The following is an 18848-nucleotide window of genomic DNA, read 5'->3' as shown; positions in this document are numbered from 1 at the left end:
ACTCAATCGACGCCCGGAGTTTCCCCGATGTCGCCCACTTGTCATCTTATCCGCCCTGAAACCACTTATGAAGGCAAGCAGGGATTGACCTATTTCGCCGGCATCGCCACTGAAACCGTCGGCTCCTCCGGCATCTGCATGCACATACTGACGATGCCGCCCGGCGCCCGCGCCAAGGCGCACATGCACGAGAACCATGAAACGGCGATCTACGTGCTCTCCGGCGAAGTCCATACCTGGTATGGCGACCGGCTGGAGCATCATATCGTCGTCAAGGCCGGCGACCTCTTCTACATTCCGGCCGGCGTGCCGCATCTGCCGGCCAATCTCAGCGGCGCCCCGTCTTCGGCCGTCATTGCCCGCACCGATCCCAACGAACAGGAAAGCGTCGTCCTGCTGCCGGAACTGGATGCGCTGGTCGCTTGAAGCCGATGGGAACTTGATCGTCATCGGCACCGGGAGACTTCCCCCATGACATTACCGTCCGCATCGGTGATCTCCAGCTTCTTGGCGCTCTTGGGGCTTTGCTTGACGGTGAACTCTGCCGGCGACTGCCCATCCTCGCCTTCGGCCTCGCATTGCGCCTTGATGACCAGAGAACCGTCCGATTTCCCCTGCTTGTCGGTAAAGGTGCAGGCGCTTGCCACGGTGACCAGATCCGTGTCCGTCAGCAGCAGCATGTCCTCGGCATAGACTTCCTGGCCGTTCTTGTTGATGCAGCCGGACTTGTTGCCGTAGGGCTTGGACAGATCAATCCCCTTTGCCAGAGCCTGACCGGCAGCCAGCACGAGCGCCGTCGCAATGGACAGACCAAAACACGCGCATGCCAACGCCCCACGTCACGAACATGATTGCAGCGGCCCCATTTCTTCAAGGCCGGGAATGGTGACGAAGAAACCATCCTCACCCTTGTTGGTGACCACGATTGTTTCGATCGTCGTCCCCGCCTCGCCCTCGGCGGAACAGGTCGAAGCCAGCGATTGGGCACCCAGCACCGACGTCAATTGCTGCGCGAACCGGCAGCCGCTGCCATAGGTCTCGATGCCCTCGGCGGTCAGCACGATATAGGCATCGCTGTCCTGATAGCCGGCCTTGACGCCGGCGCAGCCGACATCATTGCCCCAGGAGCCGGCCAGCACGCCGCTCGCTGCTGCCGGGCCAGCGACAACTGCCGCCAGGACCAACGAAATGAGCGCGGCCGAGCGCTCCAAGCTCAAACCCCGGTCGCCGGGATGCCGGTGCGTTCGACCTTGCGCGGCGCGGAAATTTCCTTCCACGTCGACAGCGCCCGGTTGACCGCCGCGTTCGGCTCGCGGGCCACGAACTCGCCGTGCCCCGGCTTGGCCTTGACCTCAGCCTCCTGGATCGACAATTCGCCGCGCGAGAACACGAAGCGCGGCAGGCCGGTCACCTCGAATCCTTCGAAGACATTGTAGTCGATGACTGATTGCTGCTTCTTCGACGAGATCTTCTTCTTGCGCTTCGGATCCCAGACGACGATGTCGGCATCCGCCCCTTCGACGATGGCGCCCTTCTTCGGGTACATGTTGAGGATCTTGGCGATGTTGGTCGAGGTCACGGCGACGAACTCGTTCATCGTCAGCCGGCCGGTGTTGACGCCGGTGGTCCACAGCACCGGCATGCGGTCCTCTAGCCCGCCGGTGCCGTTCGGAATCTTGGTGAAATCGCCGACGCCGTTGCGTTTCTGCTTGGTTGTGAAGGCGCAATGGTCGGTCGCCACCACCTGCAACGAACCCGCCTGCAGGCCGGCCCACAGCGAATCCTGGTGCAATTTGTTGCGGAAGGGCGGGCTCATGACGCGGCGCGCCGCATGGTCCCAGTCCTTGTTGAAATACTCGCTCTCGTCGAGCGTCAGGTGCTGGATCAGCGGCTCGCCGAACACACGCATGCCCTTCTGCCGCGCCCGGCGGATCGCCTCGTGGCTCTGCTCGCATGAGACATGCACGACATAGAGCGGCACGCCCGCCATGTCGGCGATCATGATGGCGCGGTTGGTCGCCTCGCCTTCCACTTCCGGTGGCCGCGAATAGGCATGACCCTCGGGGCCATTGTTGCCGGCCGCCAAAAGCTTCTGCGACAGGGCGGCAACGACGTCGCCATTCTCGGCATGCACCAGCGGCAGCGCGCCAAGGTCGGCGCAACGCTGGAACGAGGCATACATCTCGTCGTCGTCGACCATCAGCGCGCCCTTGTAGGCCATGAAATGCTTGAACGAGGTGATGCCCTTGTCGACGACGGTGGCCATCTCGTCAAACACCTGCTTGCCCCACCAGGTGATCGCCATGTGGAAGGAATAGTCGCAGGATGCTTTCGAGGTCTTGTTGTCCCACATCTGCAAGGCTTCCAGCAGCGACTGCTGCGGCGCCGGCAGGCAGAAATCGACCACCATCGTGGTGCCGCCGGCGAGCGCCGCGCGTGTGCCGGATTCGAAATCATCGGCCGAATAGGTGCCCATGAACGGCATTTCGAGATGGGTATGCGGATCGATGCCGCCCGGCATGACATAGCAGCCGGTGGCATCGAATTCGTGGTCGCCATGCAGGTCCGAACCGATGGCGACGATCTTGCCGTGCTTGACCAGCACATCGGCCTTCCACGTGCGGTCGGCAGTGACGATGGTGCCGTTCTTGATGACTTTGGTCATGTCTTGTTCCCTTGTTCTCTTCGCGCTTCTTTGCGAGCGGCGTTTGGAATGCGGATTTGTAAGCTCACTCCACGATGACAGCCGTCTCCACCACGGCATGGAACAGCACGTCGGCACCAGCCGACGCCCATTCCTTGGAGATGTCCTCGGCCTCGTTGTGGCTGAGCCCGTCGACGCAAGGGCACATCACCATCGCGGTCGGCGCAACGCGATTGATCCAGCAGGCATCGTGGCCGGCGCCGGAGACGATGTTGCGGTGCGTATAGCCGAGGCGTTCGGCGGCATCGCGGATCGCCTTGACGCAGCCGGCGTCGAAGGTGACCGGGTCGAAAGCGCCGACCTGCTCGATCTTGTACTGGATGTCGAGCGCCTCGCAGATCGTGTCGATGCCTTCGCGGATGCGGCCGTCCATCGCATCCAGCACTTCCTTTTCGGGCGAGCGGATGTCGATGGTGAAGACGGTGCGGCCGGCGATGATGTTGCGCGAGTTGGGAAACACCTCCATATGGCCGACCGCGCCGACGGCGTCAGGCTGGTAGTCCATGGCGATCTCGTGCACCAGTTCGATCACACGCGCCATGCCGAGCCCGGCATTGCGGCGCTTCGGCATCGGCGTCGAACCAGTGTGGGCCTCCTTGCCGGTCAGCGTCACCTGCAGCCACTTCAGCCCTTGCCCGTGGGTGACGACACCGATGTCGATGCCCTCGTCCTCGAGGATCGGTCCCTGCTCGATATGCAGTTCGAAGAAGGCATGGATCTTGCGGTCGCCGACCTTCTCGGTGCCCTTCCAGCCGATGCGTTCAAGCTCCTCGCCGAATTTCTTGCCTTGCTTGTCTGTATGCTCATAGACGTCGGTCTGGTCGAGCACACCTGCAAACACGCCGGATGCCATCATTGCCGGGGCAAAGCGCGCGCCTTCCTCATTCGTCCAGTTGGTGACGACGATCGGATGTTTGGTCTTGATGCCGAGATCGTTGAGCGACCGCACCACTTCAAGCCCGCCCAGCACGCCGAGCACGCCGTCATACTTGCCGCCGGTCGGCTGCGTATCGAGATGGCTGCCGACATAGACCGGCGGCAGGCTGGGATCGGCGCCTTCGCGGCGGGCAAACATCGTGCCCATCTCGTCGACGCCCATGTCGAGCCCGGCCGCATCGCACCAGCGCTTGAACAGATGCCGGCCCTCGCCGTCCTCGTCGGTCACGGTCTGGCGATTGTTGCCGCCGGCAATGCCGGGGCCGATCTTCGCCATCTCCATTATCGAATCCCACAAGCGGTCTGAATTGATTCGCAGATTCTCGCCGGGTGCGGCCATGCCAAGTCCTCTCATTTCATGTCCTGGGCGGGCGGCGGTTCCCGTCGCCACCCGTCCAGGTATAGGCAGATTAGTCTATCGAGCGCAGGACATCCCGCACATGGTCGATCAATTCGTTGATCTGGCCCTTGGTGATGATCAGCGGCGGCGACAGCGCGATGATGTCGCCGGTGGTGCGGATCAGCGCGCCGCGCTCGAACGCCTTGACGAAGGCCGAGAAGGCCCGTTTGGTCGGCTGGCCGGCGATCGGCGCCAGCTCGATCGCGCCGATCAGGCCGATGTTCCTGATATCGATGACGTTCGGCTCGCCCTTCAGCGAATGCAGTGCGTCTTCCCAATAGGGCGCCAGTTCCTCGCCACGGGTCAGCAGACCCTCTTCCTTGTAGGTATCGAGCGTGCCCAGGGCCGCCGCGCAGGCGATCGGATTGCCCGAATAGGTGTAGCCGTGGAAGAACTCGATCATGTGCTCGGGGCCGGTCATGAAGGCGTCGTGGATTTCCTTCTTCACGAACACCGCGCCCATCGGGATGACGCCGTTGGAGACGCCCTTGGCGGTTGTCATGATGTCGGGCGTGACGCCGAAATAGTCGGCGGCGAACGGCGTGCCGAGACGGCCGAAGCCGGTGATGACCTCGTCGAAGATCAAAAGGATGCCGTGCTTGGTGCAGATTTCGCGCAGCTTCTGCAGATAGCCCTTGGGCGGCAGGATCACACCGGTGGAACCGGCGACCGGCTCGACAATGACGGCGGCGATGGTCGAGGCGTCATGCAGGGCGACGATACGCTCCAGCTCGTTGGCCAGTTCCGCGCCATGCTCCGGCACACCTTTGGTGAAGGCGTTCTTCTCGGGCAGATGCGTGTGCGCCATGTGGTCGACGCCGCCGAGCAGCGTGCCGAACATCTTGCGATTGGAAACGATGCCGCCGACCGAGATGCCGCCGAAATTGACGCCGTGATAGCCGCGCTCGCGGCCGATCAGACGGGTGCGCGAGCCCTCGCCCTTGGCGCGGTGATAGGCGATCGCCATCTTGAGCGCCGTTTCGACCGATTCCGAGCCGGAATTGGTGAAGAAGACATGGTCCATGCCCTTCGGCGCGAGGTCGACTAGGCGGTTGGCCAGTTCGAAGACGATCGGATGGCCCATCTGGAAGGCCGGCGCGTAGTCGAGCTCGGCGGCCTGATGCTGGATGGCCTCGGTGATCTTCGGCCGGCAGTGGCCGGCGTTGACGCACCACAGGCCCGCGGTGCCGTCCAGCACCTTGCGGCCATCGCTGGTGGTGTAGTGCATGTCCTTGGCGGACACCATCATGCGCGGTGCCTGCTTGAACTGCCGGTTTGCCGTGAACGGCATCCAGAATGCACTGAGATCGTTCGGCGTGACTTTCAGCCGGTTGGACATGACCAAGACTTCCCCTTGTAACTTGTTTCGGTGCGCCCAACGCTTGGTCTTCGTTGCGATTTCGTGCTACGCAAATTTTTGACCGATTGGACAAACGTTAGCACCGCCCTGTCGGCGGTCAAGGGATTACTAGCGGAAATGCGGCACATGAAGTGCGTTCCACAGGCCAAGGAAAAACTGGTCCAGAGAATTGGTCCAGATGACCTTGAACGCGAGGTTTGGCAAAGCGAGGGCTGGCTACGGTGACCACCAGCACGGACGCCCCTCGCCGCACCCGCATCCAGCAGGAAAAGCGCGAACTCATCCTGGAGGCGGCGCTCGAGGTTTTCTCCACCAACGGCTTTCGCGGCTCGACCATCGACCAGATAGCCGAAGCCGCCGGCATGTCGAAGCCGAACCTGCTATATTATTTCCGCCGCAAGGAGGACATCCACGAGACGCTGATGCAGCGGCTCCTCGACACCTGGCTGGCGCCGCTGCGCGAGCTGGACGACATCGGCGATCCCATGACCGAATTGCGCAACTACATCAGGCGCAAGCTGGAAATGGCGCGCGATTTTCCGCGCGAGAGCCGGCTGTTCGCCAATGAGATCCTGCAAGGGGCGCCGCGCATCATGCCGCTGCTGGCGGGTGAACTGAAAACGCTGGTCGATGAAAAAGCCGCCGTCATCAAGAGCTGGATGCGCGCCGGCAAGATCGCCAGGACCGACCCCTGGCATCTGATCTTCTCGATCTGGGCAACGACGCAGCACTATGCCGATTTCGACGTCCAGGTCCGAGCCGTGCTCGGCCCCGACCGCGGCGGCGATGGCCGTTTCGAGGATGCCGCCCGTTTTCTGGAGCAATTGTTCCTCGACGGGCTGAAGCCGAAAAACTAACTTTCGGCGGCTATCAGGCGCTGCGCCGTTCGGCCGGCAGCGCATCCAGCAATGTCTGCAGCTTTGCGATCGAGTTCTGCTCGGCAAGCGGCGTGTAGACGATCAGCTTCATGTCGGAGCCGTCGCCCACCGACAAGCTCATATGCTCGAACGTCATGCCGCCAGCGCTCGGATGCCTGACATGCTTCACCCCCGACAATCGGTGCGCCACGTCGCGCTGCGGCCACCAGGCGCGAAACTCCGGGCTTGAGCGCGTCATCAACTCGATCAGCCGCTCGAAATCCGGATCGCCGACATATCTGGCGCTTGCGGCCCGGAACGAGGCCAGCACGATGCGCGCCAGTTGCTCCCAGTCGACGAGCAGCCGCCGGTGGTGCGGATTGGTGAAGACCATGTGGACGATGTTGCGGGCATCACCCTCCAGCAGACCATAGTCGCCGAACACCGCGACCGCCGCCGGGTTCCAGGCCAGCACGTCCCAGCGCCGGCCGACGACATAGGCCGGCTGCAGCACCAGGCTCTGCAGCATGTGCAGCAAGGGGCCGTCGACCTTTTCCGGCGCCACGGCGCGACGCTCCGGCTGCTGGCGGCCGGCTAGGATGAACAGATGCTGCTTTTCGGCGGCGTCGAGGCGCAGCGCGTCGGCAAGCGCCGTCAGCACCTCGACCGAGGGCCTGACGTCCCGCCCCTGCTCCAGCCATGTGTACCAGGTCGTGCCGACGCCGGCGATCATCGCCACCTCCTCACGCCGTAGCCCGGGCGTGCGCCGTCTGAGGCCGGTGGCAATGCCAGTGGCCGCTGGCGTCAGCCTTTCGCGGCGCGAGCGCAGGAAAGCGCCCAACTCGCGCCGGCGGCTGTCTTCGGCGGAGTGCGTGGGAGCAGAGTGAGGTTGGGATTCCATGAGGCTAATATAGCAGTATTGATACCAGGATAAAGTTTGAACTGTTTGACGCGCGCCGCCTGTCCCATCTTCCGTTCAGGGCAACAGAACGGAGGCTCTGAACATGGAACTCAAAGACAAGACAATCCTCGTCACCGGGTCGACCGACGGCGTCGGCCGCGTCGTCGCGCAGCGGCTTGGCGCTGGCGGCGCCCGCGTGCTGGTGCATGGCCGCGATGCGACGCGCGGTAAGGCGACGATCGCCGACATCGAAGCCGCCGGCGGCAAGGCCGAGCTGCTGGTCGCCGACCTCTCCTCGCTGGCCGAGGTGCGCCGCCTCGCCGAGGCCGTGCGCGCCAGGACGGACCGCCTCGACATCCTCATCAACAATGCCGGCATCGGCACTGCCGGCCAAGGTGCCAAAAGGCAGATCAGCGCCGACGGCTACGAACTGCGCTTTGCCGTCAACTATCTCGCCGGCTTCCTGCTGACATCGGAACTTCTGCCATTGCTGAAAGCAAGCGCTCCGGCGCGCATCGTCAACGTTGCCTCGGCTGGACAGCAGGCGATCGACTTCGGCGATGTCATGCTGACCCGCAGCTACGACGGCGTGCGCGCCTATTGCCAGAGCAAGCTGGCGCAGATCCTGTTCACAGTCGACCTTGCGCAGGAGCTGAAAGGGACAGGCGTTACCGTGAACGCGCTGCATCCGGCCAGCTACATGGACACCACCATGGTCCGCCAGGCAGGCGTCACCCCATGGAGTTCGGTCGAAACCGGTGCCGACGCTATCCTCAATCTTGCGACTTCATCGGCGCTGGACGGACGCAGCGGCCTCTATTTCGACGGCCTGCGGGAATCCCGCGCCGACGCCCAGGCCTACGACGCCAAGGCTAGACAACAATTGCGAGCTTTGAGCCTCGACCTCGTCGGCCTCGCCTCCCCAACATCGAAGGAACAGCATTCATGACCACGACAATCCAGCACACCGTCGTCATCGGCGGCTCGTCCGGCATCGGTCTGGCGACGGCGCGCAAGCTGATTGGCCCCGGCATGAAGGTGACCATCACCGGGCGCAACCAGGATAGGCTCAACGGCGCGTGGAAGAGCCTCGGCGGGGCCGTCGAGAAGGCAGCGTTCGATGCCTCGAAGCCGGACGAAGTCAGCCAGTTCTTCGAACGCCTCGGCCCCTTCGACCACCTGGTCCTGGCGGCCAGCGGCGGCAAGGGCCTTGGCCCCTTCCAGACGCTAGACCTGACCGATATCGGCAGCGGCGTCGACGAGAAGGTCCGCCCGCAACTGTCATGCCTGCAAGCCGCCTTGCCGACGCTGAACAAGAGCGGATCGGCCACCTTCATCTCGGCAGTATCGGCTCAGCTGGCGACGCCGGGCGTCGCCGGCATCGCCGCCATCAACGGCATGCTGTTGACGGTGGTGCCGATCCTGGCCGTGGAGCTGAAGCCGCTGCGCGTCAATGTTGTGGCGCCTGGCGTCATCGACACGCCCTGGTGGGATTTTCTCGCCGAGGAGCAGCGGCAAGCGCTGTTTGCCGACTTTGCCTGCAAGACTCCCGTCGGCCGCATCGGCCGCGCCGAGGACGTCGCCGAGGCAATCGCCTTTCTCGTCTCCAACGGCTTCATGACCGGCCAGGTGCTGACCTGCGACGGCGGTCTGCGATTTGCGGCTTGATCCACATCGCCCAAAAGTGGCAGCGGTTGCGTGTCTGGGCTGGACCTAAAGTTGGCCTTTCAGCCAGGCGAGCGTTTCGGTAACGCCGGCAAGGCCGTACCGTGCGGCGGTATGCGCGGGTGGTTTGACCCGTATCGATATGCCGCCGGCATCGTTGACGGCTTCGAAGCCGTTCTCGTCCGGCGTGTCGTCGCCCAGGAAGACCGGGCGGCGGCCTCTGAATGGCGCCATACCCATGAACCGCCGGATCGCGGCGCCCTTGGCAGCTTCGAGCGGCAGCAGTTCCACGCCGGCATTGCCGGCAACCACCCGGTAGCCCTCGGGCAGGCTGGCCAGCGCCCGCTCGACAAGCTGCGTCGCGCGCGGAAGCAGGTGCGGGGCAGCGCGTGTATGGATGGCCAGCACCCGGCCCTTGCGTTCGATATAGGCTTGCCCACGACCGAGCTCGGCCTCAATCTCGTCGGCAAGGGCCGCAATATCCGCCGGCTCTCCAGCGACTTCGACTTGGTCATCCGGCAGGAGCCTGTGTTCCAGGCCATAAAGCCCGGCCGCGCGCAGCTTCAAAGGCTGAAAAAGCTGATCCACGGCCGCAACCGAGCGGCCCGTGATGACAGCCAATGCCCCGTTTAACTTGTGATCCAGGTCTTGCAGCAAAGAGCGAAGCTCGGCGCTGACCGAGACGGCGTCCGGGTGTTCGGCATGTTCCAGCAGGGTGCCGTCAATGTCGAGGAACAGCGCCCATTCGCCGGCCAGCACAGTCTGTGGCTTTCGCAGAGTCTCGCTCATGACATTGCCAGCCGTTTGCGCTCGAACATGGAAACGACATTGTCGGCGCTTGGAGGCTGTCGGTCGCCACTGCCGGTTGCCCGATCGACGTCACCGCGCTTGCGCAAGCGTGCCGCATCCAGAAGCATGCTGCCGGCCCAGCGATAGACGTTGTTGTCGCGGACCATCTGCCGCATCGGCCGCATGCGCTCGCGCTGCTCATCCGGCGTCATCGTCAGCGCCTGCAGCAGCGCCTCGCTCATCATGGCGGCATCGTAGGGGTTGACGATCAGCGCCTCCAGCAATTCGCGCGAGGCACCGGCGAATGTGCTGAGCATCAAGACGCCCTGTTCGTCGTTGCGAGCTGCAACGAATTCCTTTGCGACCAGGTTCATGCCGTCATGCAGGCTGGTGACCATGCAGATGTCGGCGGCACGATAGATCTCATAGACCTGTTCCTGCGTGTGATGTTCGGCCACCATGATCACCGGCCTGTAGCCGTCGCTGCCATAGCGCTCGTTGAGCTCTTCGGCATAACGGTGGCATTCGTCGTAGAGCTGCCTGTAGGCCGGGAGCGTGCCGCGGCTCGGTGCCGCGATCTGCAGGACGACCACCTTTCCGATCCATTCCGGGTATCGCTTGAACAATTCGTCCAGCGCTTGGAGGCGATCCAGAATACCCTTGGTGTAGTCGAGACGTTCGACGCCGACGCCCAGTTTCACATCCGCTTTCAATCCGAACCGGGCGCGCAGGCGGGCGCGGCAGTCATCGACATCAGGCAATTTTGCAAGAAGGTCCGCCGGCCACTCTATCGAGATGGGATAGGCGTGCACCAGCGTCGTCTGCCCGCCATAGGATATGGCCGCATCCGCCCGCTCGATGCGGCTTTCCAGGAAGCGATCGACACTCTCGGTGAAATTGTTGGCATGGAACTGGGTGTGGAAACCGATGATCGAGCTGCCGAGTAGTCCTTCGAGGATGCGCTCACGCCATGGACAGATGCTGTAGACTTCCGAGTTCGGCCACGGGATGTGCCAGAAGGTGATGACGATCGCCTCGGGCAGGCGCTCGCGAATCATCCGCGGCAGCAGCGCGAAGTGATAGTCCTGGACCAGCACGATCGGCCGCTCGTTGCGCGCTTCGGCCACCACCGTGTCGGCGAACTTCCGGTTTACGGCTTCATAGGCCTCCCAGTCCGAGGCGCGAAAGATCGGCCGGGTGAAGGCGATATGGCAAAGCGGCCACAGGCCTTCGTTGGCGAAGCCGAGATAGTAGCCCCGATGCTCCTCCTCCGTCAGCCAGACCCGGCGCAGCGTGTAGGACGGATTGCCGGGCGGCACCTGGACCCGGTCGTCCTCGTCGACCATGAGACGGTCCGCGGTGCCGCCGCCATAGGCAATCCATGTCCCGGCGCAGGCGCGGGTGATCGGCTCGAGCGCCGAAACCAGCCCGCTAGCCGGTACGAGCAGTTCGACGCCATTGCCCCTGACGTTGTGGATGTATGGTTCGCGGTTGGAGACCACGATGACCTGCGCATCGGGCAGATCGTCAGCCAGGATCTTGCGCAATGTCTCGGGCGACCACGTCACCAGGGCGGCATCGGCTGATTGGCCGTTCTTTTCGAACTCCCGTATCACCTTGCGCGCCGCTTCCGCGGCCACGTCCTCGCCGGCTGGATGTGCAACCGTTGGATGGTGGCTGCGGCGTTGCCGCGATATGGAGAAGAAAACGGCAAGAGCGGAAAGACAAAGGCTCGCGAGGATCAGAACCCAGAGCAGGTCCGCACCATAATCTGTCATTGGAATGCCAACTCACCTCAGGCCGTTCGGCGGCCTTTTTGTTCGTGTTTCCGACTAGAAACTGTCCGCCGGCAACCTGGTCGGCGCCCGGACCTGTATTGTGCAACGCACAAGGCAGCGATCAGTTCCAGCCAATCTGGATCGGATCATGTTCTGACGATGAGCGGTACAAGGCCTTCATGCCGGTCGGCGAGGAAGGCGACGACCCGGTCGCCGACACGCTGGAACGTGAGATCGACCACCCTTTCACCGACGCCCAGATGCCGCAGCGTGAGTGTGTCGATGCCGATCGGCAGCCGCGGACGGGTGACGCGGATTTCGCCGTCCCAGCCATCGATTTCCAGGCCGAGGCAGGCCTGCATCAGCATGAAGGCGGATCCCGCCGACCACGCTTGCGGCAGGCAAGCGACGGGATAGGCGATCGGTGCTTCGCCCGGCGCGCGGGTAAACCCGCAGAACAGTTCCGGCAACCGCATGTTGAAATGGACGGCGGATTCGAACGTGCCGCTCATCAGGCGCACCACGCTGTCACGCTCGCCATAGCGCGCCAGGCCGGCGCCGCACATGGCCGTGTCATGCGGCCAGATCGAGCCATTGTGGTACGACATCGGGTTGAAGAACACGGCATCGTCGGCAAGCGTCCTCAGCCCCCAGCCGGAATGGAAGGAGGCGGAAAGCAGCTGATCGGCGACCATCTGCGCCCGCGCCGGCTCCGGAAGCCCGACAAGGAGGAGATGGCCCGCATTCGAGGTTCGCACCTTGCAGGGCTCGCCGGCACCGTCGATCGCAAGGGCATAGAAGCCGAGGTCGTCGAGCCAGAAATCGCGTTCCACCGCAGCCCGCATGGCCTCGGCGAGACTGTCCCAGTGGTCGGCTCTCTCGTCCTCGCCACGGCGACGGGCAAGCGCCGCCAGCCCCCGGAAGGCGGCAAAGACATAGCCTTGCACCTCGACCAGCGCGATCGGACCCTTGGGGATTCGGCCATCGGCATGAAAGACGGAATCGAAGCTGTCCTTCCAGCCCTGGTTGGCGAGGCCGGACTCGGCAGCCCGCTGGTAAGTCACGAATCCGGTCTCGCGGCCCGCCTCCTCCGTCCAATCGGCCGCCGCGCACAGCGACGGCCACAGGCTGTCGATGAACGCCATGTCGCCAGTACGATCTGCATAGGCACAGGCGAGATGGATGTAGAGCGGCGTCGTATCGACGCCGCCATAGTAGCGGCCGAATGGAAGCTCCCGCAGCGCCGCCATCTCGCCCTTGCGGGTCTCATGCATGATCTTGCCCGGCTGCGAATCACTGAACGGCGACGTCTCCGTCGCCTGATGCTGGGCCAGGAAAGCCAGCACCCCCCGCGCCAGGCCGGGATTGAGCCAGAGCATCTGCAGCGCCGAGATGACGCCGTCACGCCCGAACGCCGTCGAGAACCAGGGGATGCCGGCATAGGGATAGGGTCCGGTCGCAAGCTCGGTGGTCAGCAGCGCGACATCGGCGCGGGCGCGCTCGACCCAGTCGTTGAAGACGCGACCGGAACTGTGCACCGTCGCGCCATGGCGGCGCTTGGCCCGCATGCCAAAGCGGGCCCGGGCGGCTGCGGCGCGGAAACGGTCACGATCGGGCGCATCCGCCACCTCGGAACCGACCTCGACATAGAGCACACTGCTGCTGCGCTTGGTCACCGCAAGCAAGAAATCGGCGCGGTCGGCTGTCAGTTGATCCGGTGCCTGCGAGAACGAAATCGCCGATGCGCGCGCCAGTCCGTCCAAGCCGTCGTAGCGCAGCAGGACGGATGTCGCATCCATCTCGGCCACATGTGTCATGCCGCGCCGCAGCCGTGTCGAGCCGCGCACTTCGAACATGTCACGGAAATCAGCAGCAAAGTGCAGGGAAACGCCGATCGTCGAGGTTTCCCGGCTGTAATTGGAAAGGGTGATGCGTTCGAACAGCCTGTCTTGCCAGAGCAGCCGGACGCGTTCGACATGAATGGCGCCCTGCGGAATATCGCGACCGCTGGCGCTGAGCATCGGCAGATTGGTCAGGTTGGTGGTGAACAAGACATTGTCCTGGCTGAGCGAGGCGCCAAGCAGCGATGTCTGCCTGCCGCCGACGGTCAACCGGAACTCGGACAGCACCCGTGTGTCGTCGCGGAAAAAACCGTCGCCGGCGCCGCGTATATCGCCATAGGCATCGGCAACCGCAAAGCAGTCGCCCTGTTTGAGCGCAAACAGCCGGTGCGGCTCACGAGGCGCTGTCGCGTCGAGCGAGGCAAGCGCGACGGCGGGATCGAGCTGGCGCTCATCGAGTTGGGTCATTCGTCACAGATCCCTATCGTTTCGTTCCCACCGCTTGAGCGCGTCGCTGCTCACGACGCCTTCGCCTCGCTCGGGACACCGAGCAGGCGCGCATAGGCAGCCAAATAGTCGCCGGCCATTCTTCTGGCGGAAAACCGCTTTTCGAAAACGCCCCTCACCTTTCGCCTGTCGAGCTGCAGCAGGTCCGGCACCGCGGCGACCGCGCCATCCAACGAATCCGCGATAAAGCCGGTGACGCCTTGATCAATGATCTCGGGCAGCGCGCCGCAATTCCAGGCGATCACCGGCGTGCCGCAGGCCATTGCCTCGATGGCGGCAAGGCCGAACGGCTCCGGCCAGTCGATCGGGAACAGCAGGCCGGCCGCGTTGCCGAGAAATTCCGCCTTCTGGTCCTCCTCGATCTCGCCGACATAGTCGATGCGATCGCCGTCGATCAAAGGCTCGACCACTTCGTGGAAATAGGCTCGGTCGTCGTCGCCGATCTTTGCCGCAAGCTTCAGCTTGAGCCCGGAGCGCAAGGCGATCTCGATGGCGCGATCCGGGCGCTTGTCGCGTGAAAACCGACCGAGGAAGGCAAGATAGGGTTCTTGCGCCTTCGTCTCGAACGTCGGTTCGTAAGCACCGGTCGGCAGTCCGTGGTGGATCGTTGCCAGCCAGTTGGCCCTGGCAAGGCCCGTCTTCTGGCTGCGCGAAATGGAAATCATCGGGAAGCGCGGGAACCGCTCATAGGCCGGCGCCAGGTCGACATAGTCCAGCCTGCCATGCGGCGTCGTCACTGTCCGCTCCGCCATGTCCTCGAAGAAGGAAAAGTGCAGGAAGTGGCTGAGGTGGAAGTGGATGACGTCAAACTCTCGCGCCCGTTTCCGCACCTCGGCAAGCATCGAAAGATGCGCCGCAATCTCGGATTTGAGCGGGCGCGGATCGAGGCGAAGCGCGCATTCCCTGCCGGCGACCAGCTTCGCGGAGGTCTGGCTGTCGCCACTGGCAAACAGGGTCACCTCATGGCCAAGGTCAACCAGCCCTTCGGTCAGGTACGAGACGATGCGTTCGGTGCCACCATAAAGTCTGGGCGGCACCGATTCATAAAGCGGCGCGACATGGGCAATTTTCATATTTCGTCCCGGGATGCTCAGCATACAGGTGCGAAATGCATCAGCGGCTCGATTGGTTCCGATATAACATCGATGCCGTCGGAGGCGACGAGCGGCTGCGGGTCGAATGCCATGCCACGCAGGGGCTGCGATCACATGAAACCAGGATTGCGGGGCAAATACTGAGACCAATCGCCAAGATCCCGCGTCGACATCAGAACCATGGGAAGCGTGATGCGCATCCCATGCTCGACGGCGGTGCTCAGAGCTGTTTGCGTCGTGCCAGGCAGAAACGCCGACACCTGCGAAGAGCCAATCTCCGCGGCGAGAGTCAGTGCGGTTCTGAAGGCAGCGTCGAGCTCATCCGGCCGCACGACCGCAAGTGGCCCGATGTGGCCGTTGGTGCCTATGTAGACGTAGCCGACGCAGTCCTCCCCGGCATAGAGAACGACACCCCTCGTCTGCTCGTCGTTGATCAAATACCGATGGTGCTTTTCGCGTGATACGCCCAGGGCCCGATCGTCAATATAGGCAAGGCTATGCAGGTGCGAAGCTGTTTCCCTCAGAGGCACACTGCGGAGCTGCCCGGCCTTCAATCGACCTTTCAGGACATCCTGCGCAACGCTGAGATTGTAGATCGGGAATCGCGGGAACAGTCCGTGCCTGATGTAGAGACCTTGCGATACGGTGTTGAAGCTGAAGGTGATCAAAGCCTTGTTGGTCGCTCCCGACTGCCGCGCATGCTCCAGCGTTCGTTTCAACAGTTGATTGCCGATCCCGCTGCCCTGATGACTGGAAGAAACGAACAGCTGCGCGAGAAACCACAAATCCCCGCAGACCCAACTCCAGGCGAAGCCGAGGATTTCACCGGCGTCTTCCGCCACCCACAAGCCAGCGGCGTCGTCGTTCAAGGAAAACAATTGAAAATTGGTCGGGCGCGGCACGGCTATGGGGCCAAAGCCATGGCGCTCGGTCAAATCGTTGATGCTGGCAACGACAAGCTCGTCAGCTCGTTTCAGATCTTGCGCGCCGGCAGGTCGATACACGACTGACATGGGGCCACTCCTCGACAAGAAGCCGCCGGCGCACGTTAGAGCGTCCGGTGCCGAAGTCAAACGCACCGCCGTTACCTGCAATCCTCGTGGTCCGTCGATCTTCTGCGGGAAACCTGATCGCTTGCTCTTTGCCTAGACAGACTGTGCGATCAGCGTCAGAAAACCACCGCCCAGTGCGACATTGCCGACGAAGCCGTTGATGCGCGACGCCCGATCCGGGCCCTGATGATCCCAGAAATTGTGGAACATCGGCGTTGCAACAATGAGGAACACGACCAGCACCGCACAGGCAATTGCGGTCCAGAAGCCCGCCATTACCAAGACGCCGGCAATGATCTGCAGGACAATGCCGGCCCATAGCGCCAACCGCGCCTGCGGCACGCCGCGCGCGGCCATCAGATGGGTCAGGAAGGCCGCGTTCTGGATGTTTCGCAGGCCGGCGAAGACGAAGGCGCCGCCGAGCAACAACCGGCCGAGAAACAACAAGCTCGAAGGCAAATCGATCGGCATCAAACTCCCCCTTTCAAAACAGTTGGAGCGCCGCCTCCTCGACGGCGCTCCAAGACAAAACCTGTCAATCAGGCAGCCTTGGCCGCCGCCACTGGATGAATGGCGTGGAACGGGATGCAGAGCCGGTTCCAGGTGTTGATCATGCCGAGCGCGACCGACAGCTTGACCAGTTCCTCTTCCGAGAAATGCTGGAGCGTCTTTGCATAGAGTTCGTCCGACACGCCATGGTCAGCGATCAGGGTAACGGCCTCGGTCCAGGCGAAGGCGGCGCGCTCACGCTCGGAAAACAGCGGCGATTCCTTCCAGGCCGAAACCAGATAGAGCCGTTGCTCGCTCTCGCCGTCGCGCCTGGCCTCGCGGCTGTGCATCTCGACGCAGTACGAGCAGCCATTGATCTGCGATGCACGCAATTTGATCAGGTGCAGCAGGCCCACCTCAAGCCCGCATTCGTCGACCGCCTTGTTGAGCGCCGACACCGCCTTCATGATCTCCGGCGCCTTGGCGAAAAATTGCAGCCTCTGTTTCATCTTGATGTCCTTTACGCTTGCTTGGTTGAACTGGATTTCTGCGGTCTCTGATGGCGCGCCACGAAAGCGCAGCCGGCAGCGACCGAACGCGGATCGGCATCGGTCACGTATTCCGCCACGATGTCGGACAGCTTTGCCTCGGCCAGTGCGGCGCGGTAGGCCTTCTCGGCCTTCAGCATCGCGATATTGATGCCGCAGGGTTTGACATAAGCCGAGGCGTCTAGCCTGGTCGGACCGTTGCGGCGGATCTCGCCGCAACGGAAGGCCGGTTCGCGCCCTTCGACCGCCAGCACGATATCGAGCAGCGTTATGCGCTCGGCCGGCCGCGCCAGCCGGTAGCCGCCGGCCGGTCCCGGCACCGATTCCAGGATGCGCGCAGCGCTCAGCATGTTGAGATGCTTCAGGAGGTAGCTCGGCGACAGGCCAAAGGCCTCCGCCAGCGCGGCGCCCGGCATGGTCGCTTCACCCTCGACGCCGGCCAGCATGGCGGCGCAGTGGATGGCTGCTTCAACGCCCTCGCCCAGTTTCATTGTGTTGACCTCCTATTCTTGGATAATTTATATCGTGGATAAGTTTTATCTGCAATAGAGAAATGAAAAACGGCGCCCGAAAGCGCCGCTTTTTTTCGACGAATGCTGCCCCTACTCCGCCGCCACCTTGGCCATCGGGTTGTTCGGGTGCGTCGTCCAGTTGGCATAGATCGGCGACACCGGCTTGCCGGTGCGCTGGTCCATTGCGCCTGCCGCGAGCGGCTCCATGGTGATGCAGTTCTCGACCGGGCAGACATTGACGCACAGATTGCAGCCGACGCATTCTGCCTCGATCACCTCGAAATGCCGCTTGCCGTCGACCATGCTGGTGATCGCCTGATGCGAAGTGTCCTCGCAGGCGATGTGGCAGCGGCCGCATTGGATGCAGGCGTCCTGGTCGATACGGGCCTTGGCAACATAATTGAGGTTGAGGTACTGCCAGTCGGTGACGTTGGGCGTGGCGCGGCCGACAATGTCGTCGAGCGAGGCATGCCCCTTCTCGTCCATCCAGTTTTCGAGACCTGCGATCATCTCCTGCACGATCTTGAAGCCGTAGGTCATCGCCGCCGTGCAGACCTGAACATTGCCGGCGCCGAGCGCCATGAATTCGGCCGCGTCGCGCCAGGTGGTGATGCCGCCGATGCCGGAGATCGGCAAGCCGTGGGTTTCGGGATCGCGCGCGATCTCGGCCACCATGTTCATGGCGATGGGCTTCACCGCCGGGCCGCAATAGCCGCCATGCGAACCCTTGCCGTCGATGGTCGGCTGCGGCGCGAAACTGTCAAGGTCGACGCCGGTGATCGAATTGATGGTGTTGATCAGCGACACCGCGTCGGTGCCGCCGGCAAGCGCGGCACGCGCGGGCTTGCGCACATCGGTGATGTTGGGCGTCAGCTTGGTGATGACCGGCATTCGGGTGTTGGCCTTGCACCAGCGCACCACCATTTCGATATATTCCGGCACCTGGCCGACGGCGGCACCCATGCCACGTTCCGACATGCCGTGCGGACAGCCGAAATTGAGCTCGATGCCATCAGCTTCCGTCTCCTCGACCACCGGCAGGATCGCCTTCCAACTCTCCTCGACGCAAGGCACCATCAGCGAGACGACGATGGCACGGTCGGGCCAGTCCTTCTTGACCTGCTTGATCTCGCGCAGATTGACCTGCAGGTCGCGGTCGGTGATCAACTCGATGTTGTTGAGGCCGAGCAGTCGCCGGTCGGCGCCCCAGATCGCGCCGTAACGCGGGCCGTTGACGTTGACCACCGGCGGGCCTTCCTCGCCAAGCGTCTTCCAGACAACGCCGCCCCAGCCGGCCTTGAAGGCACGGATGACGTTGTAGGCTTTGTCGGTCGGCGGCGCCGAGGCCAGCCAGAACGGATTGGGCGATTTGATGCCGACGAAATTATTGCGGATGTCTGCCATGACAGGTCCCT

Annotated in this window: 19 protein-coding genes; 4 read left to right on the top strand and 15 right to left on the bottom strand. The window is 63.2% G+C overall.

All coding sequences use genetic code 11. The features are described 5' to 3' along the window. Nucleotides 1-27 precede the first annotated feature (27 nt). Nucleotides 28-426 (top strand): cupin domain-containing protein, encoded by a 399-nt coding sequence (locus AC1DYW_RS16730; protein ID WP_477226957.1) that lies wholly within the window; start codon nt 28-30, stop codon nt 424-426. A gap of 20 nt (nt 427-446) precedes the next feature. Here AC1DYW_RS16730 and AC1DYW_RS16725 read toward each other — a convergent pair whose 3' ends face one another. The 5 genes from AC1DYW_RS16725 to aptA all read right to left on the bottom strand — a co-directional run bounded on the left by AC1DYW_RS16725 (nt 447) and on the right by aptA (nt 5379). Then, nucleotides 447-788: a hypothetical protein gene (locus tag AC1DYW_RS16725; protein ID WP_477226956.1), complete on the bottom strand. Its 342-nt coding sequence runs from the start codon at nt 786-788 to the stop codon at nt 447-449. A 51-nt stretch (nt 789-839) separates the two neighbouring features. Further along, nucleotides 840-1217, bottom strand: a complete 378-nt coding sequence (locus tag AC1DYW_RS16720) for a hypothetical protein (protein WP_477226955.1) — start codon at nt 1215-1217, stop codon at nt 840-842. Further along, the gene (gene hydA / locus AC1DYW_RS16715) at nt 1214-2665 is read right to left on the bottom strand and encodes a dihydropyrimidinase (RefSeq protein WP_477226954.1); all 1452 of its coding nucleotides are present in this window, start codon (nt 2663-2665) and stop codon (nt 1214-1216) included. The genes AC1DYW_RS16720 and hydA overlap by 4 nt, the downstream gene beginning before the upstream one ends. 64 nt (nt 2666-2729) lie before the next feature. After that, a complete protein-coding gene (locus AC1DYW_RS16710; protein ID WP_477227090.1) occupies nt 2730-3980 on the bottom strand; it encodes a Zn-dependent hydrolase in 1251 nt (416 codons plus the stop codon). Nucleotides 3981-4050: 70 nt separating this feature from the next. After that, nucleotides 4051-5379, bottom strand: a complete 1329-nt coding sequence (aptA, locus tag AC1DYW_RS16705; protein WP_095088901.1) for an omega-aminotransferase AptA — start codon at nt 5377-5379, stop codon at nt 4051-4053. Between the two features lie 242 nt (nt 5380-5621). Here aptA and AC1DYW_RS16700 point away from each other — a divergent pair, with 242 nt between their 5' ends. After that, the gene (locus AC1DYW_RS16700; protein WP_095088913.1) at nt 5622-6257 is read left to right on the top strand and encodes a TetR family transcriptional regulator C-terminal domain-containing protein; all 636 of its coding nucleotides are present in this window, start codon (nt 5622-5624) and stop codon (nt 6255-6257) included. 13 nt (nt 6258-6270) lie between these two features. Here AC1DYW_RS16700 and AC1DYW_RS16695 read toward each other — a convergent pair whose 3' ends face one another. Then, nucleotides 6271-7158 carry a helix-turn-helix transcriptional regulator gene (locus AC1DYW_RS16695; protein ID WP_477226953.1) on the bottom strand — a complete coding sequence of 296 codons (888 nt, stop codon included), beginning with the start codon at nt 7156-7158 and terminating at the stop codon, nt 6271-6273. A gap of 103 nt (nt 7159-7261) precedes the next feature. Here AC1DYW_RS16695 and AC1DYW_RS16690 point away from each other — a divergent pair, with 103 nt between their 5' ends. Both AC1DYW_RS16690 and AC1DYW_RS16685 read left to right on the top strand, forming a co-directional pair. Next, on the top strand, nt 7262-8107 hold the full coding sequence (locus AC1DYW_RS16690; RefSeq protein WP_477226952.1) for an SDR family NAD(P)-dependent oxidoreductase: 846 nt from the start codon (nt 7262-7264) through the stop codon (nt 8105-8107). Further along, nucleotides 8104-8826, top strand: coding sequence for an SDR family oxidoreductase (locus tag AC1DYW_RS16685; protein ID WP_477226951.1), 723 nt, complete (start codon nt 8104-8106; stop codon nt 8824-8826). The genes AC1DYW_RS16690 and AC1DYW_RS16685 overlap by 4 nt, the downstream gene beginning before the upstream one ends. Nucleotides 8827-8871: 45 nt before the next feature. Here AC1DYW_RS16685 and otsB read toward each other — a convergent pair whose 3' ends face one another. From otsB to preA, 9 genes are all read right to left on the bottom strand, one after another. Next, nucleotides 8872-9612 (bottom strand): trehalose-phosphatase, encoded by a 741-nt coding sequence (gene otsB / locus AC1DYW_RS16680; RefSeq protein ID WP_477226950.1) that lies wholly within the window; start codon nt 9610-9612, stop codon nt 8872-8874. Continuing rightward, a complete protein-coding gene (locus AC1DYW_RS16675; RefSeq protein WP_477226949.1) occupies nt 9609-11390 on the bottom strand; it encodes an alpha,alpha-trehalose-phosphate synthase (UDP-forming) in 1782 nt (593 codons plus the stop codon). Before AC1DYW_RS16675 ends, otsB begins: the two co-directional genes overlap by 4 nt. 146 nt (nt 11391-11536) lie before the next feature. Then, entirely contained in the window at nt 11537-13699 is a 2163-nt protein-coding gene (locus AC1DYW_RS16670) for an amylo-alpha-1,6-glucosidase (RefSeq protein WP_477226948.1), read from the bottom strand. Nucleotides 13700-13749: 50 nt separating this feature from the next. Then, entirely contained in the window at nt 13750-14811 is a 1062-nt protein-coding gene (locus AC1DYW_RS16665) for a glycosyltransferase family 4 protein (RefSeq protein ID WP_477226947.1), read from the bottom strand. 131 nt (nt 14812-14942) lie between these two features. Next, on the bottom strand, nt 14943-15845 hold the full coding sequence (locus AC1DYW_RS16660) for a GNAT family N-acetyltransferase (RefSeq protein WP_477226946.1): 903 nt from the start codon (nt 15843-15845) through the stop codon (nt 14943-14945). 132 nt (nt 15846-15977) lie between these two features. Continuing rightward, a complete protein-coding gene (locus tag AC1DYW_RS16655; RefSeq protein WP_477226945.1) occupies nt 15978-16355 on the bottom strand; it encodes a DoxX family protein in 378 nt (125 codons plus the stop codon). 68 nt (nt 16356-16423) lie between these two features. After that, nucleotides 16424-16882 (bottom strand): carboxymuconolactone decarboxylase family protein, encoded by a 459-nt coding sequence (locus AC1DYW_RS16650; RefSeq protein WP_457151187.1) that lies wholly within the window; start codon nt 16880-16882, stop codon nt 16424-16426. 11 nt (nt 16883-16893) lie between these two features. After that, on the bottom strand, nt 16894-17412 hold the full coding sequence (locus AC1DYW_RS16645; RefSeq protein ID WP_457151188.1) for an RrF2 family transcriptional regulator: 519 nt from the start codon (nt 17410-17412) through the stop codon (nt 16894-16896). A gap of 111 nt (nt 17413-17523) precedes the next feature. Next, the gene (preA, locus tag AC1DYW_RS16640; protein WP_457151189.1) at nt 17524-18837 is read right to left on the bottom strand and encodes an NAD-dependent dihydropyrimidine dehydrogenase subunit PreA; all 1314 of its coding nucleotides are present in this window, start codon (nt 18835-18837) and stop codon (nt 17524-17526) included. Nucleotides 18838-18848 lie beyond the last annotated feature (11 nt).

It is taken from the genome of Mesorhizobium sp. P2_D5 (assembly GCF_056404355.1).
Note: the sequence above shows the minus strand (reverse complement) of the source record. Positions and strands in the feature narration are given on the sequence as shown.